The sequence below is a fragment of the Streptomyces laculatispora genome (assembly GCF_017353455.1).
Lineage (GTDB): Bacteria > Actinomycetota > Actinomycetes > Streptomycetales > Streptomycetaceae > Streptomyces > Streptomyces laculatispora.
Genome location: NZ_JAFMPZ010000327.1, coordinates 1 through 15,370 on the forward strand (window position 1 = coordinate 1; position 15,370 = coordinate 15,370).

A 15,370-nucleotide genomic window follows, 5' to 3' on the forward strand; every position below is an offset into this window, starting at 1 on the left:
GTCGCGGTGGTGGGCGCCGGGCGACACCGCGGCCAGCAGCTGCACCGCGAGCAGCCCGAGCGTCCCGGCGCCCACCACCGCGACGCGTTCACCCGGTTCGGGCGTGCCCGCCCGCACCGCCGCCGCCACCACGGCGGCGGGCTCCAGCAGCGCGGCCGCGCGCAGGTCCGCATCGTCGGCCAGCGGGTGCAACAGCCGCGCGGGCACCACGACATGGTCGGCGAACGCCCCGGGCCGGGTGAACCCCGTCTCGTCGTACCCGGCCGTGCACAGCGAGGTCTCACCGCCGCGGCACCGCTCGCAGCTGCCGCAGGAACGGAACCCCTCGGCGACCGTACCGCGGCCGGCCAGGGCCGGATCGACGCCCGCGCCCACGGCCTCGACCACTCCGGACCACTCGTGTCCGGGCACCACCGGGTAGCGCACATAGCGGGGGTCGCGATGACCGTCGTACACCTCCCGGTCGCTCATGCAGATCCCGGCCGCGGCGACCCGTACCCGGACCTCGCCCGGGCCGGGCCGCGGAACCGGGCCGTCGGTCAGCCGGTGCCCGCCCGGCCGGTCGACCGTGATCGCCCGCGAGCGGGCGGGTGCGCCGCTCACTTGGGCTGCCTCTTCTCCCAGCCGTCGGCCCAGAGGTCGAACCGCGCCTGCTGCTGCGGGAATTCGGCGGCGGCGTCCACGTCCAGCTCCACCCCGAGGCCGGGGGCGTCGGAGAGTTCGAAGCAGCCGGTCGCGGGGTCGACCTGCGGGGCACCCCGCACGACCTTCTTGATCTCGGCGTCGGCGAAGTCATTGAAGTGCTCAAGGATCTTGAAGTTGGGCGTGCAGCCCGCGACCTGGAGGCCGGCCGCCGTCAGCACCGAGCCGCCCACGTTGTGCGGGGCGATCAGCGTGTAGTGGGTCTCGGCGGTCGCGGCGAGCTTCCGCGTCTCCAGGATGCCGCCGATGTGACCGACGTCCGGCTGGATGATGTCGGCGGCCTGCGACTCGAACAGCTCGCGGAACTCGACGCGGTCGTGGATGCGCTCACCCGTCGCGATCGGCACATCGACCCTGCCGGCCACCTTGGCGAGCGCCTTGAGGTTCTCCGGCGGTACCGGCTCCTCCAGCCAGGCCGGCCGGAATGGGGCCATCTCGTGCGCGATCCTTATCGCCGTCGAGGGGCTGAACCGGCCGTGCATCTCCAGCATCAGCTCGGTGTCGGGTCCGATCGCGTCCCGGACCGCCTCGATCAGCGACACCGCGTACCGGGTCTCCTCCTGGCCCAGCTCGAAGTGACCGGTGCCGAACGGGTCGATCTTCAGCGCCCGGTAGCCGCGCGCGACGACCGCGGATGCCGCCTCGTGGTACGCCTCCGGGGTGCGTTCGGTGGTGTACCAGCCGTTGGCGTACGCCTTGACCCGGTCGGTGACCTTTCCGCCGAGCAACTGCCAGACCGGGACACCGAGCGCCTTGCCCTTGATGTCCCAGCAGGCCATCTCGACGACCGCGATGCCCGACATCACGATCTCGCCGGCCCGCCCGTAGTCGCCGTACTTCATCCGGCGTACCAGGTCCTCCACGGCGAACGGATCCGAACCGGCGACGTGGTTGGCCTCCGCCTCGCGCAGATAGCCGATCAGCGCATCGGTGCGGCCCAGCATCCGGGTCTCACCCACACCGGTGAGACCCTCATCGGTGTGCACCTGCACATAGGTGAGGTTGCGCCAGGGAGTTCCGACCACATGCGTACTGATTCCGGTGATGCGCAAGGAAGTTGCCCCTCGACTTGTTCGATATTTCGTCACTCGTTCGAAATCCTGGCGTGACCGTAATGACGGGGCGGGGCGGGTGTCAATGGGGCCGTCACGGCCGGTGCGGTTCCCGGCCCGCCGGGCGCTCCGCCCCATTCCCTCGTATAAAGGGGCGGACACGGCCCGGGCGACGGGCCGGGTGACCGAGCGGCGGCGAAGGAGGCCCGGATGGGCCGGGAGCGGACCGGGCGTCAGGGGCGCGGGCGGGCCGGACGCGGCGCACCAGGAGTCCGGGAGGACCGCGGGCCCGTACGGTACGGACCGCCCGCACCCGGCCCCGGTCTGCCGGTGCTGCCCGAACTGGCCGAGGTGCTGGCGGCGGCGGCCGGCAGCGGCCTGCCCGAGCCGGCCGGCGGTTCGGCGGACCTGCGCGAGGCGGCCCGCGCCTACTGGGACCGGCGCGGACTGCGCGGCGGCCCCGAACACATCGCCGCCGCGCCGGGCACCTCCGCGCTGCTGCTCGCCCTGATCGCCGCGCACGGTGGCGATGTGCTGATGCCGCGCCCCTGCCCCGCCGCCTGGATCCCGCAGGCCCGGCTGCTGGGCAGGCCCGCCTACCACGTGCCGACCCCCGCCGAGTGCGGCGGCGTGCCCGACCCGTACGCGCTGCTGGAGACCGTGCGCCGGGTGCGGGCCGAGGGCGGCCGGCCCCGGCTGCTGCTGATCTCCGTCGTCGACGACCCCACGGCCACCGTCGCCCCGCCGGAACTCGTGCGCGAGGCCTGCGAGGCCGCCGTCGCCGAGGGGCTGCACATCGTCAGCGACGAGACCTGGCGCGACACCCTGCACCGGCCGCACGACACGGTGCTGCTGAGCCCGGCCGAGATGTGCCCCGACGACGTGACGGTCATCTCCGACCTGGCCGGTGCGCTGACCCCGTCCGCCTGGCCGGTCGCGGTCGCCCGGTTCCCGGACACCGGCCGGGCAGCGGTCCGCCACGCCCGTACCCTCGACATCCTCACCGCGCTCGGCGCCTTCGTCGCCCGTCCGGTGGCGGCCGCCGCCGCGCACGCGCTGCGCGAACCGGACGCCGTCACGGAGCGGGTGCGCCGGGCCGCCTCGATGCAGGCCCAGGTCGCCGCCGCGGCCCACCGGGCGGTACTCACCTCGGGCGCGCTGGCCCGGCCCCCGCAGGCCGGGCGCCACCTGTACGCGGACCTCGGCCCCCTCAGGTCCCGGCTCGCCGCCCGCGGTGTCACGGACTCGCTGGAGCTGGAGGAGTACCTGACGGAACGGCTCGGCGCACCGGTCCCCGGCGGCCACCGCTTCGGCGACGAACTCGGGGCCCTGCGGGTGCGGCTGGGCACCGGGCCGCTGCTCGGATCGACCCCGGAGCAGCAGATGGAGTCCCTCGTCGCGCCGGAGCCCCTCGAACTGCCCCATGTCGCGGCGGCCCTGAGCGTCTTCCGCGCAGCCCTCGACGAACTCCGCTGACGCGGTCCGGGCGATCGCCGTACCGCTCCGGGCCGGGACCGCCGCGCGGGCGACACCGGCCCCGCCCGGTCAGCGGGCGAACCGCACCCGCAGCCGGCGCCACACCGCGGGCGCCCCGCTGATCAGGAGGGTCAGACCGACCGCCGCCACCACGCCCTGCCACGGCTCGGGGAACAGCGAGCCGCCCAGAATGCCGATCAGCTGATACGTGGCGGCCCAGGCCAGACAGGCCGGTACATCCCCGCGGGCGAACCGCCGCATCGGCATCCGGCCCAGAAGGCACGCCAGCATCACCGGTATCCTCCCGGCCGGCACCAGCCGGGACAGCACCAGCACCATCGCGCCGTGCTCGTCGAGCTTCCGCTGCGCCTGCGCGAGCCGCTCCGGAGCGGCCCGCTCGCTGATCACCCGCAGCCACTTGGAACCGTTCTTCGACCGCACCCCGCGCTGACCCAGCCAGTACAGGCAGATGTCCCCGAGGAACGCGGCGGCCGACGCCACCGCGAAGACCACCAGCAGCGCGAAAGGCGACGACTGGTGGAACGCCACCACTGCCGCCGAGCTGACCAGCGCACCCGTCGGCACCACCGGCACCAGGGCGCCCAGCGCCACCAGCAGGAACAACGACGGATAGCCGACCGCCTGCTGCGTCGACTCCGGGGGCAGCCGGCTTACGACCTCGTGGATCACCCGTCGGCCTCCGGCCGCACATGTTCGCCGTGCTCCAGCCGGTGCACCGCCACCTGCGGCGCCCGCAGCGCCGCCTGGCGGACGAACTCGTCACCCGGCGAATGGAACTCGTGCGGCCGGATCCCGTCCATCCCGATCGGCCAGTACGTGCCGTAGTGCACCGGCACGGCCGAACGCGGCGACAGCCGGGCCAGCGCCTCGGCGGCGCGCGCCGCGTCGAGATGACTGTGGCCCAGATACGGCCCCCAGCCGCCGACCGGCAGCAGCGCCACGTCCACCGGGCCGACGGCCCGCGCCATGTCGTCGAACAGACCGGTGTCCCCGGCGAAGTAGGTGCGCGACGCGCCCTCGACGACGTAACCCAGCGCGGGGGAGCGGTGCGGGCCCACCGGCAGGCGCCGGCCGTCGTGCAGTGCCGGAACCGCCCGGATCCGCACCTCACCGACCCGCACCTCGTCGCCGGCCGCGACCTCGGTGATCCGCAGCCCGCGCACCCGGCGCAGCAGCCGCAGCCCCGGGACCGCCCGGACCGCGCCCAGCGGCACGATCAGCCGGCCGCCCGGGGCGACGCGGGCCAGCGACGGCAGATGCAGATGGTCGGAGTGCAGATGCGAGATGAGGACGACATCGGCGACGGCGGCCGACGGACCGGGCAGCTCGCCGCGGCGGCGGCGCAGATGCGCGAGGCGCCGTACGAACAGGGGGTCGGTCAGGACCCGGACCCCGGAGTCCTCGATCGTGCAGGTGGCATGACCCCACCAGGTGACTTCCACCGGCACGCGCCGCCTCCTGTTCCCCGGACCCGCTGTCGAGCCTACGGGCAGTGGTTTTGATCAGTCGGTGAGACCCAGCGTGCCCGCCGCCTGGATGGCGAGCCAGACCTCGGCCAGTGCCCCCGTCGATCCCAGATCCCGGTCCGCCAGCGTACCGAAGCGCCGCAGCCGGTACGCGAGGGTGTTCGGGTGGATATGGAGGGCGGCCGCCGCCGTCTCCGTACGGCGGTCGCGCTCCATCCAGGTGCGGACCGAGACCAGCAGCTGCGAGTCATGGGCGGCGTCGTAGCGCAGCACCCCACCGAGCACGTGCTCGACCAGCGCCGTCAGCACCGCCGGATCGTCGGGCAGCCAGCGGCCCGTCGAGTCATCGCCGTAGCGGACCACGGGCCGGCCGGACTCGACGGCCTTCGACACCGCCCAGAGCGCCTCCCGCTGCGCCACCCGCAGCGCGGCGCCCGGCAGGAACGGCCGGCTCATGCCGGCCGCCACATCCGGCAGCCCGCCGATCTCCACGGCCAGCTCCCCGGAGCCCAGCACATAGCGGTCCTCGCCCCAGCTCAGCAGCAGATGCGGATGGTCCTGCAGACAGCGCAGCAGCGCCTCGTCCGTGGCGCCGCGGACCACGATCAGCACCGTGTCGCCCTCGATCGCGTGCCGTGCCAGCCTGCGCCGGGCCGTCTCCGGGTCGAGCACCTCCTGCAACAGCTCGGCCAGCGTCTCCGCGCCCTCGCGCCGCAGCGTCTCGCGCTCGGTGCGCACCATCGCGACCCGCAGCGCCGCCACCGTGGCGATGTGCTGCACGACGGCGAGCCCGGCGGGCTGGGCGCCCTCCCGCTCGTACGCCACCAGGAACCCCGCCGGACCGCCCGGCGCCGGCACCGGCAGCACGAATCCGCCCGGAATGGTCGGCGGCGCGTCCGCCGAGGCGGGCAGCACCCCCGGCTCGGGCACCGGCACCCCGGGCAGCAGCGGGCGTCCCTGCGGAGTGCAGAGGTAGACGTCGTACCCCGACAGGCGCTCCAGGCGGCGCAGCAGCGTAGGGGTGTCCAGATCCTCGGCGACCAGCCAGCGCAGCGAACCGAAGACCTGCAACTGGGCGCCCAGCCGGTACCGGGCATCCTCCTGCACGGAGGCGGCCACCTCCTGGGAGACGGCGATGAACGGCACGGCGAGCGGCACCTCGAGCACCGGGAAGCCGCGCTCCTCGGCCGCCCGGAAGAACGCGTCGTGCAGCGGCGGCATGTGCAGCTGCGCCGAGAGCGCCAGCGCGGAGACGCCGGCGTCGTCCAGCCGCTCCAGATAGGCGCGCTGACCCGCGGCGGTACGGGGCACCGCGAGACCCGTCGTCATGATCACCTCGGCGCCGAGCAGCCACGGCGTCGGATCGGCGAGCTCGCTCGCGTGCGCCCAGGAGACGGACCGGCCGAGACCGCTGCCGCCGGCCCGCACGGTGAGCTGGAGCGCCGGGAACGAGAGCAGATCCTCGACCGTCAGTTTGTTGTTGGCCACAGAAAGCAGGGTATCCCTCTGTGACTTTCACAATTGCTCACCGTGGCCCGGGCCCACACACTGAGGGGCCAGTCCCCGCGCATGAACAGCACGAACAGCAGGTGGAGCGCCCGTGACTACCTCGATCACCGAAGTCGAGACCAATGGAGTGGAGCGGATCCCCGACGCGGACCGCACCGCCCGCCCCCTCGACCTCTTCCGGCTCGCCTTCGGCGGCGCCAACACCTTCGCGACCTGTGTACTGGGCGCCTTCCCGATCCTCTTCGGCCTCTCCTTCTGGCAAGGTCTCGCCGCGACCGTCCTCGGCCTCGTCGCCGGTGCGCTGCTGCTCGCTCCCATGTCGCTGTTCGGCCCGCGCAACGGCACCAACAACGCCGTCTCCTCCTCCGCCCACCTCGGTGTGCACGGCAGGGTCGTCGGTTCGTTCCTCTCGCTGCTCACCGCGGTCGCGTTCTTCTCGATCTCGGTCTGGTCGTCGGGCGACGCGCTCGTCGGCGGCGCGCACCGGCTCGCGGGCGTCCCCGAGTCCGACATCACGTACGGCATCGCCTACGCGATCTTCGCCGGGCTCGTCCTGGTGGTCTGCGTCTACGGCTTCCGCTTCATGCTGCTGGTCAACAAGATCGCGGTGGTGGCGGCCTCGGCCCTGTTCGTCCTCGGCGCCTTCGCCTTCGCCGGTGACTTCGACGCCGGGTACGCGGGCTCCTTCGCCTCCAGCTCCGACCCGCTGTTCTGGCCGTCCTTCGTCGGCGCCGCGCTGATCGTGCTGTCCAACCCGGTCTCGTTCGGCGCCTTCCTCGGCGACTGGTCGCGCTACATCCCGGCCGACACCCCGCGCCGCCGCGTCATGGGCGCGGCGTTCCTCGCCCAGATCGCCACGCTGCTGCCCTTCGTCTTCGGCCTCGCCACCGCGTCGATCATCGCCACGAAGGCCGCGAAGTACGTCGACCCGGCCGCCCCCAACTACGTCGGCGGACTGCTCGCCATCTCGCCCGGCTGGTACTTCCTGCCGCTCTGCCTGATCGCCCTGATCGGCGGCCTCTCCACCGGTACGACCGCGCTGTACGGCACCGGACTCGACGTCTCCAGCGTGTTCACCCGCTTCAGCCGCGTGCAGTCGACGTTCTTCATCGGTGCCCTGTCGATCGCCTTCATCTTCGTCGGCCGGTTCGCACTCAACCTCGCGCAGTCCATCTCCACGTTCGCCACCCTGATCATCACCTGCACCGCCCCGTGGATGATCGTGATGGCACTCGGCTACGTGACCAGGCGCGGCTGGTACGACACGGACGCGCTCCAGGTCTTCAACCGCAGGCAGACCGGCGGCCGCTACTGGTTCAACCACGGCTGGAACTGGCGCGGCCTGTCCACCTGGCTGATCTCCGCCTCAGTGGCGCTCCTCTTCACCAACCTGCCCGGCCAGTTCGTCGGCCCGCTCGGCAACCTCGCGAACGGCACGGACATCTCGCTGCCGGTCGGCCTGGCCCTCGCGGCGGTGCTCTACCTCGGTCTGCTGACCGTGTTCCCCGAGCCGCGTGCGGTGTACGGGCCGGACGGGCCCCGGTTCGTCCGGGCCTCGGACACCCCGGTCCCGCCGATCACCAGCGCCGACGAGGAGCCCGCCCCCGAGCCGGCCGCGGCGCTCTGACCACCGCTTCCCGCCGCCATCGAACCGCCCGTCGCCTCCCGCGCCCGCCCCGCCCCCGCATCCAGGAGCCGTCCATGAGTACGCCCGTCCGGGACACCGAGCAGATCCGCGCCGCCGCCGACGCGCTCGTCGCCGCCTTCGCCGAGGGCCGCCTCGACGACTACTTCGGCGCCTTCGCCCCCGACGCGACCTTCGTCTTCCACTCCACCCCGCAGCGGCTCGGCTCCACCGCCGAGTACCGCGCGCTCTGGCAGGAGTGGGTGGACCAGGACGACTTCCGCATCCTGGGCTGCGTCTCGACCGGGCAGCTGATCCAGCACCTCGGCTCCACCGCCGTCTTCAGCCACGATGTGGAGACCACCATCTCCACCAGGCAGGGCCGGGAGACGGTCCACGAGCGCGAGACGATCGTCTTCGCCCGCGCCGACGACGGCAGCTGGCCCGCCGTCCACGAGCACCTGTCCGCCCGTACGGCCGGCTGACCCGCGCGGCACCGCCGCCCGCCTCCCGGCCCGTAACGCCGCCCGACCACGAGAGAAACCGGTTCTCCCCGTATGACCATCACGTTCCGCAACTTCATCGACGGTGTCCCCGCGGATGCCTCGGACGGCCGCACACTCGATGTCGTGGACCCGGCGACCGGCGAGGTCTACGCGACCTCCCCGCTCTCCGGAGCGGCCGACATCGACGCGGCGATGGCCGCCGCCGCTGCCGCCTTCCCCGTCTGGCGCGACACCACCCCCGCCGTGCGCCAGCTGGCCCTCCTGCGGATCGCGGACGCCATGGAGGCGCGGGCCGACGAGCTGGTGGCCGCCGAGAGCCGGGACACCGGCAAGCCGCTGCACCTCACCCGCAGCGAGGAACTGGCCCCCGCCATCGACCAGGTCCGCTTCTTCGCGGGTGCCGCCCGGCTGCTGGAGGGCCGCTCGGCCAGCGAGTACATGGACGGCATGACCTCGATCATCCGCCGCGAACCGGTCGGTGTCTGCGCCCAGGTCGCCCCCTGGAACTACCCCCTCCTGATGGCCGTCTGGAAGTTCGCCCCGGCGCTCGCCGCGGGCAACGCGGTGGTCCTCAAGCCGTCCGACACCACCCCCGCGTCGACCGCCCTGATCGCCGGGATCATCGGCGGGGTCCTGGAGTCGCTGGAGCTGCCGCGCGGGATCTTCAACGTGGTCTGCGGCGACCGCGAGACCGGCCGGCTGATGGTCGAGCACCCGACCCCGGCGATGGCCTCCATCACCGGTTCGGTACGGGCCGGCATCCAGGTCGCCCAGAGCGCGGCCCTCGACGTCAAGCGGGTCCACCTGGAGCTCGGCGGCAAGGCGCCCGCAGTCGTCTTCGAGGATGCGGACCTGGCGAAGGCGGTCGAGGACCTGATCGTCGGCGGCTTCTTCAACGCCGGGCAGGACTGCACCGCCGCCACCCGGATCCTGGTCCACGAATCCGTCCACGACGCGTTCGTCACCGCGCTGGCCAAGGCCGCCGCCGACACGAGGACCGGGCAGCCGGACGACGAGGACGTGCTCTACGGCCCGCTCAACAACGCCGGACAGCTCGCCCAGGTCAGCGGCTTCATCGAGCGGCTCCCCGAGCACGCCAGGGTCGAGGCGGGCGGCCACCGGGTCGGCGAGAAGGGCTACTTCTACGCCCCGACCGTGGTCTCCGGCCTCAAGCAGGACGACGAGATCGTCCAGAACGAGGTCTTCGGGCCCGTGATGACCGTCCAGTCGTTCACGGACGAGGCCCAGGCCGTCGCGTACGCCAACGGCGTCGACTACGCCCTGGCCTCTTCGGTGTGGACCAAGGACCATGCCCGCGCCATGCGGATGTCCAAGAACCTCGACTTCGGCTGTGTGTGGATCAACACACACATGGCACTGGTCGCCGAGATGCCGCACGGCGGGTTCAAGAAGTCCGGCTACGGCAAGGACCTCTCCGCCTACGGCTTCGAGGACTACACCCGGATCAAGCACGTCATGACCTCGCTCGACGGCTGACTCCACCGGCAGGTGCGCCCTGCGCCGCGTCGGCGGCCGGCGCACCTGCTTCCGTGCGCCCCCTTCCTGTCCTGACATGCGCCTTCTTGTACGGGAACCGGGGGCGTAGGGTCGCAGAACGCCTAGCACGGGGAGAACGGCCATGGGGGACGTACGGGTGGCGGCCATCGCCAGTCTCACGCCGCTGGAGGAACTCGACAGCGACCCGTTCCTCGTGGACACCCGCGGCCAGCACGACATGTGCGCCCGCTGGGCCGCCGACAAGGGCTACGTGGTCACCCGGCAGCTGCGCCTCTACGGACTGCGTCCCGACCACCAGGCGCTCTGGGCCGATGTCGAGGGCGGCGAGGTCGAACTCTTCGTCGCGCCCAACGACCGGGTGCTCGCACGGGCCGTCGCGTCGGTGCCGCGCTTCACCGAGGAGTGCGAGCGGCGCGGCGTACGCCTGGAGATCGCAGGTCTCGACGAGCCGCTCTACAGCTCCCGGACGAAAGCCGGCGTGCACCGCAGGCTCTCCATGCCGACCGCCGGCTACGACGGCTGCTGACCGGCCCGGCCGGAGCCCGTCGGCGGAGCCGGCCGTCCCGCTGTGAAAAACTGGGGCAGGGCCCGGAACGGCGGGGCCCGGACGTGAGGTGGCAGCGGCGTGGGTGACGGGCGATGGCGAACAGCCGGCAGCGCCCTGATGCGGGTGATTGTGGTGTGGGCGGTCTCGACGCTCACGATGCTTGTGCTCGCCGGGATTCTGCCGGACTTCCAGCTCCAGTCGGACGACGGCGACAGCATCACCAAGACCGCCTTCACCGCGGCATGGGGCGCGGGCGCGTTCGGTCTGCTCTCCGCACTGGTCTGGCCGGTGCTGGTACGGGCCCTGCTCATCGTGCCGGCACTCGTCCTCGGGATGCTCGTCTTCTTCCTCAACGGCTCGCTGCTGCTGATAGCGCTGCGGCTCATCCCGGACGGCCGCGGCGCGGCCGACCCGCAGATGGCGGTCGTCGTCGCGGCCGTGATGTCCGCCGTCGCCTCGGCGACCTCCACCGCGCTCGCCGTCCGTGACGACAACGCCTACCGCCGCCGGCTGTCGCGCCTCGCGGACCGGCGCCGCCGCCGCAGCGGCAGGGACGACGGCGCGGACGGGGGGCCGCCCGGCACCGTCTTCATACAGCTCGACGGAGTCGGCCACGACGTCCTCGCGCAGGCCGCCGCCGACGGCCTGATGCCGACCGTCGCGCACTGGCTGGCCGACGGGGCCGGCCACCGGCTCACCCCGTGGCGCACCGACTGGTCCAGCCAGACCGGCGCCAGCCAGCTCGGCATCCTGCACGGCAGCAACTACGACATCCCGGCCTTCCGCTGGTACGAGAAGGAGACCGGCGACGTCATGGTCTCCAGCAGACCCGCGAGCGCCCTCGAAATGCAGCGCCGGGCCGTCGTGCGCACCCACGACGGCGGACTGCTCACGCTCGACGGCGCCGGCCGCGGCAACCTCTTCAGCGGCGGCGCCGACCAGCTCGCGCTCGTCCTGTCGATGGCCGCCAGGCGCGGCAAGGGACGCCGCTCCCGGGCCGGGTACTTCGCCTACTTCGCCGATCCGGCCAACGCCGTCCGTACCGCACTGTCGTTCGTCGCCGAGGTCGGCAGGGAGATAGGCCAGTCGACCCGGGCGCGCATCCGCAAGGAGACGCCCCGGATCAAGCGCGGCGGCCTCTACCCCTTCATCCGGGCCTTCGCGACCGTCGTCGAACGCGATGTGGTGGTCGCCGCCGTCATGGGCGACATGTTCGCCGGACGGACCGCGGTCTACGCCGACCTGGTCGCGTACGACGAGGTGGCCCACCACTCGGGGCCGCGGAGCCGGGACGCGGAGAAGGTCCTCGCCCGGCTGGACCGCTCGCTCGCCCTCATCGTCAAGGTCGCCGAACACACCCCGCGCACGTACCGGATCGTGCTCCTGTCCGACCACGGCCAGAGCCCGGGGGAGACCTTCGCCGGGGTGTACGGACTGACACTGAAGGACCTGGTGCGGGCGGGCAGCGGACTGCCGGTACCCCGCCGGGCGCAGCGCACCCGGAGCGGTTCCGAGGCGCGTGACGCGGTACGGATCGCGCTTCACCGGCCGGTCGACGGGGACCTGCAGGAGAACCTGGCGAACCCCTCGGACCCGGTCGTTCTCGCCTCCGGCAACCTCGGCCTGATCTCCTTCCCCGACATCGCGGGACGCGCCTCGCTGGAGCAGCTCGACCGCCGCCACCCCGCGCTGCTCAGCACGCTCGCCAACCACCCCGGCATCGGCTTCCTGCTGGTGCGCAGCGAGAGCCACGGATCGGTGGTGCTGGGGCGCGGCGGCGCCCTGGTCCCGGTGGCGGAACTGCGGGACGGAGACGGGCCGCTGGCCCCCTTCGGCGCGGGCGCGGCGGCCGCGGTCCGGCGCACCGACACCTTCCCGCACGTCGCCGATGTGATGGTCAACTCGATGTACGACCCGGAAACGGGCACGGTGCACGCCTTCGAGGAGCAGATCGGTTCGCACGGCGGCCTGGGCGGCGAACAGGCCCGGCCCTTTCTGCTCTGGCCGCGCGGGATGACGGACCCGCTCGACGCGGCAGCCGCCGAGGGGGAGGAGCGGCCGGCCGAACTGGTCGGCGCGGAGACGGTGCACCGGGTCCTGAGGCGCTGGCTGAACGAGGTCTCGGGGCCGCAGGTGCCCGTGGGCCAGACGGACAGGGCGGACGGCGCCGGCGCGGGCACCGGCGCGCGGGGCTGACCGCCCGCGACGGCGGCGTCAGGCCGGCTGCCGCCGCACCAGCGTCGGGTGGACGGGCCCGGAAGCAGGTCGGGGCCCCGGGCGGGCATCGGACGGACAGCGGCGGTTCAGCCGGTGGGCAGTGGCCGGTCAGGGGGCGCCGTCGGCCCCGCACTGCACGATGGCGTTGATGCCGTCGCGGACGCGCCGTCACATCCGGGGGCCGGCGGGGGTCGCGGGCCGGCAGCCGGACACCGCTGCGGGGCGTTGTCAGTGGTGGGCGGCAGGATGGACGACATGACGAACTCAGCTGTTGTGCTCGCCGATACCGCTGCCTACGCCGTCGCGGTCGAAGAGGCGTCGCAGGCCGCCGCCGCGTACTACGCCACGGGCGAGAGCACGCTCGACGACGACGCGTACGACCGGCTGGCGCGCGGGATCGCCGCGTACGAGCAGGACCATCCGCAGGATGTGCTGGCCGACTCGCCGACCGGCAAGGTGGCGGGCGGCGTGGCCGTCGGGGACGTGCCGCACACCGTGCCGATGCTCTCCCTGGACAACGTCTTCTCGGCGGAGCAGTTCGTCACCTGGACCGCTTCGCTGGAGCGCCGGATAGGCAGGCCCGTCGCCGCCTGGAGCGTCGAGCCGAAGCTCGACGGGCTCGCGGTCGCCGCCCGTTACCGCGAGGGCCGGCTGGAGCAGCTGGTCACCCGCGGCGACGGCACCGCCGGCGAGGACGTCTCGCACGCGATCGGCACCGTCGTCGGGCTTCCCGCGCAGCTCACCGAGCCGGTCACGATCGAGATGCGCGGCGAGATCCTGATGACGACCGAGCAGTTCGAACAGGCCAATACGGTCCGCACCGAACACGGCGGCGCCCCCTTCGCCAACGCGCGCAACGGCGCGGCGGGCACCCTGCGCGCCAAGGACCGCCCCTACACCGTGGAGATGACGTTCTTCGCGTACGGCGCGCTGCCGCTGCCCGACTCCGGCGAGCTGACCGGCACCCTGGCCGGGCTGCCCCACAGCGAGGTCCTCCGACATGCCGCGGACCTCGGCGTGCACACCGCGGCCGGCACGGACGTGGCACCGCGCACCGTCACCACCGTCGAGGACGTCCAGCTGCGGGTCGAGGAGATCGCGGCGCTGCGCGCCTCCTTGCCCTTCGGGATCGACGGCATCGTGATCAAGGCCGACCTCGCAGCCGACCAGCACGACGCCGGCTCGGGCACCCGCGCACCGCGCTGGGCCATCGCGTACAAGCTGCCGGCCGTCGAGAAGGTCACCCGGCTCCTCGGCGTCGAGTGGAATGTGGGCCGGACCGGCATCATCGCGCCGCGTGCGGTGCTGGAGCCGGTCGAGATCGACGGATCGACCGTCGGCTACGCCACGCTGCACAACCCGGCCGACATCACCCGCCGCGATCTGCGGCTGGGCGACCATGTGATGGTCTACAAGGCGGGCGACATCATTCCCCGGATCGAGGCCCCCGTGGCCCATCTGCGGACCGGCGAGGAGCAGCCGGTCGTCTTCCCCGAGGCCTGTCCGCAGTGCGGTTCCGAGATCGACACGAGCGAGCAGCGCTGGCGCTGCGTCCGCGGGCGGAACTGCCGCCTCGTCGCCTCCATCTCGTACGCGGCCGGGCGCGACCAGCTGGATATCGAGGGCCTCGGTGCGACCCGGGTCGTCCAGCTCGTCGATGCCGGGCTGGTCGCCGACTTCGCCGATCTGTTCACGCTGGAGCGCCAACAGCTGCTCGGACTGGAGCGGATGGGCGACACCAGTACGGACAACCTGCTGGCCGCGATCGACACGGCGCGCGCCCAGCCGCTCTCGCGGGTGTTCTGCGCCCTGGGGGTGCGCGGGACCGGACGCTCCATGTCGCGGCGGATCGCCCGGTACTTCGCGGACATGGACCGCATCAGGGCCGCCGACGCCGAGGCGCTCCAGCTCGTCGACGGCATCGGCAAGGAGAAGGCCGCGGGTGTCGTCGCGGAGCTGGTGGAGCTGGCCCCGCTGATCGAGAAACTGGTCGCCGCCGGGGTCAACATGACGGAGCCGGGCGCGACCCCGCCCCCGGAGCCGGGCGAGGAGGCCGACGCGGACGGCGAGGGCGTGGACGGGCGGCCGCTGGGCGGGATGACCGTGGTGGTCACCGGGGCCATGACGGGCGCGCTGGAGAAGCTCTCGCGCAATGAGATGAACGAGCTGATCGAGCGGGCCGGCGGGAAGGCCTCCTCCAGCGTCTCCAAGCGCACCACGCTGCTGGTGGCCGGTGAGAAGGCCGGGTCCAAGCGCACCAAGGCGGAGGACCTGGGCATCCGGATCGCCGCCCCGGAGGAGTTCGCCGAACTGATCGAGGAGTTCCTGCCGTCCGAGGTGTGAGGCCGATCCCTTGGATTTTGCGCAAGAGTGGCTTTCTTTGCCTACCTATTGCATAGTGAGGGCTCGGTCATGCCTCGCTATCAGCGGGTCAATGGGTGTGCACGGCTGCGACAGCAGGCCGGGGGTGAGGGGCGATGCGTTCTTTGCGCGACGGACAGCGACACGTTCGCTCCGTTCACCGGCAGCACCGGGGAGCGAACCGGGGGCTCGCGATCGACCTCGGCAGCTCCCGGACCCGTGCCTGGATCCCCGGGCAGGGCGTCGTCGCCGACACCGGAAACGGTCCCGGCGGTGAGTACGGCCAGGGCAGCCCGGTCCGGCGCGGACGCATCGTCGACACCGAGTCCTGCGGGCGGATGCTCGGCCGTATCGCCGATACGGCCGAGCAT

Annotated in this window: 12 protein-coding genes and 1 pseudogene; 8 read left to right on the top strand and 5 right to left on the bottom strand. The window is 72.8% G+C overall.

The window, feature by feature from the left end; genetic code table 11:
• Both J1C73_RS17720 and J1C73_RS17725 read right to left on the bottom strand, forming a co-directional pair.
• Positions 1-603: alcohol dehydrogenase catalytic domain-containing protein (locus J1C73_RS17720; protein ID WP_207317250.1), on the bottom strand; the 603-nt coding region annotated here is incomplete at its 3' end.
• Positions 600-1,754, bottom strand: coding sequence for a mandelate racemase/muconate lactonizing enzyme family protein (locus J1C73_RS17725; protein ID WP_207317251.1), 1,155 nt, complete (start codon positions 1,752-1,754; stop codon positions 600-602). The genes J1C73_RS17720 and J1C73_RS17725, both read right to left, overlap by 4 nt.
• A gap of 210 nt (positions 1,755-1,964) precedes the next feature.
• On the opposite strand from J1C73_RS17725, the gene J1C73_RS17730 reads away from it, so the two are divergent.
• Positions 1,965-3,230: an aminotransferase class I/II-fold pyridoxal phosphate-dependent enzyme gene (locus J1C73_RS17730; protein WP_207317252.1), complete on the top strand. Its 1,266-nt coding sequence runs from the start codon at positions 1,965-1,967 to the stop codon at positions 3,228-3,230.
• A gap of 69 nt (positions 3,231-3,299) precedes the next feature.
• Here the strand turns inward: J1C73_RS17730 and J1C73_RS17735 are convergent, their stop codons facing one another.
• From J1C73_RS17735 to J1C73_RS17745, 3 genes are read right to left on the bottom strand one after another with little or no spacing between them, the layout of a single operon-like run.
• Positions 3,300-3,920 carry a DedA family protein gene (locus J1C73_RS17735; protein ID WP_207317253.1) on the bottom strand — a complete coding sequence of 207 codons (621 nt, stop codon included), beginning with the start codon at positions 3,918-3,920 and terminating at the stop codon, positions 3,300-3,302.
• Entirely contained in the window at positions 3,917-4,699 is a 783-nt protein-coding gene (locus J1C73_RS17740) for an MBL fold metallo-hydrolase (RefSeq protein ID WP_207317254.1), read from the bottom strand. The genes J1C73_RS17735 and J1C73_RS17740 overlap by 4 nt, the downstream gene beginning before the upstream one ends.
• A 54-nt stretch (positions 4,700-4,753) precedes the next feature.
• Positions 4,754-6,205 carry a PucR family transcriptional regulator gene (locus J1C73_RS17745; protein ID WP_207317255.1) on the bottom strand — a complete coding sequence of 484 codons (1,452 nt, stop codon included), beginning with the start codon at positions 6,203-6,205 and terminating at the stop codon, positions 4,754-4,756.
• A 112-nt stretch (positions 6,206-6,317) separates the two neighbouring features.
• On the opposite strand from J1C73_RS17745, the gene J1C73_RS17750 reads away from it, so the two are divergent.
• The 7 genes and pseudogenes from J1C73_RS17750 to J1C73_RS17780 form a co-directional block, all read left to right on the top strand.
• Positions 6,318-7,853 (top strand): purine-cytosine permease family protein, encoded by a 1,536-nt coding sequence (locus tag J1C73_RS17750; RefSeq protein WP_207317256.1) that lies wholly within the window; start codon positions 6,318-6,320, stop codon positions 7,851-7,853.
• Positions 7,854-7,927: 74 nt separating this feature from the next.
• A complete protein-coding gene (locus J1C73_RS17755) occupies positions 7,928-8,335 on the top strand; it encodes a YybH family protein (RefSeq protein WP_207317257.1) in 408 nt (135 codons plus the stop codon).
• A gap of 72 nt (positions 8,336-8,407) precedes the next feature.
• The gene (locus tag J1C73_RS17760) at positions 8,408-9,853 is read left to right on the top strand and encodes a gamma-aminobutyraldehyde dehydrogenase (RefSeq protein ID WP_207317258.1); all 1,446 of its coding nucleotides are present in this window, start codon (positions 8,408-8,410) and stop codon (positions 9,851-9,853) included.
• Between the two features lie 142 nt (positions 9,854-9,995).
• Positions 9,996-10,400 carry a recombinase family protein gene (locus J1C73_RS17765; RefSeq protein ID WP_207317259.1) on the top strand — a complete coding sequence of 135 codons (405 nt, stop codon included), beginning with the start codon at positions 9,996-9,998 and terminating at the stop codon, positions 10,398-10,400.
• Between the two features lie 99 nt (positions 10,401-10,499).
• Positions 10,500-12,617: a phage holin family protein gene (locus J1C73_RS17770; RefSeq protein ID WP_207317260.1), complete on the top strand. Its 2,118-nt coding sequence runs from the start codon at positions 10,500-10,502 to the stop codon at positions 12,615-12,617.
• A 267-nt stretch (positions 12,618-12,884) separates the two neighbouring features.
• On the top strand, positions 12,885-14,981 hold the full coding sequence (gene ligA, locus J1C73_RS17775; RefSeq protein ID WP_207317261.1) for an NAD-dependent DNA ligase LigA: 2,097 nt from the start codon (positions 12,885-12,887) through the stop codon (positions 14,979-14,981).
• A 134-nt stretch (positions 14,982-15,115) separates the two neighbouring features.
• Positions 15,116-15,370, top strand: a pseudogene (locus tag J1C73_RS17780) (rod shape-determining protein); the annotation flags it as partial.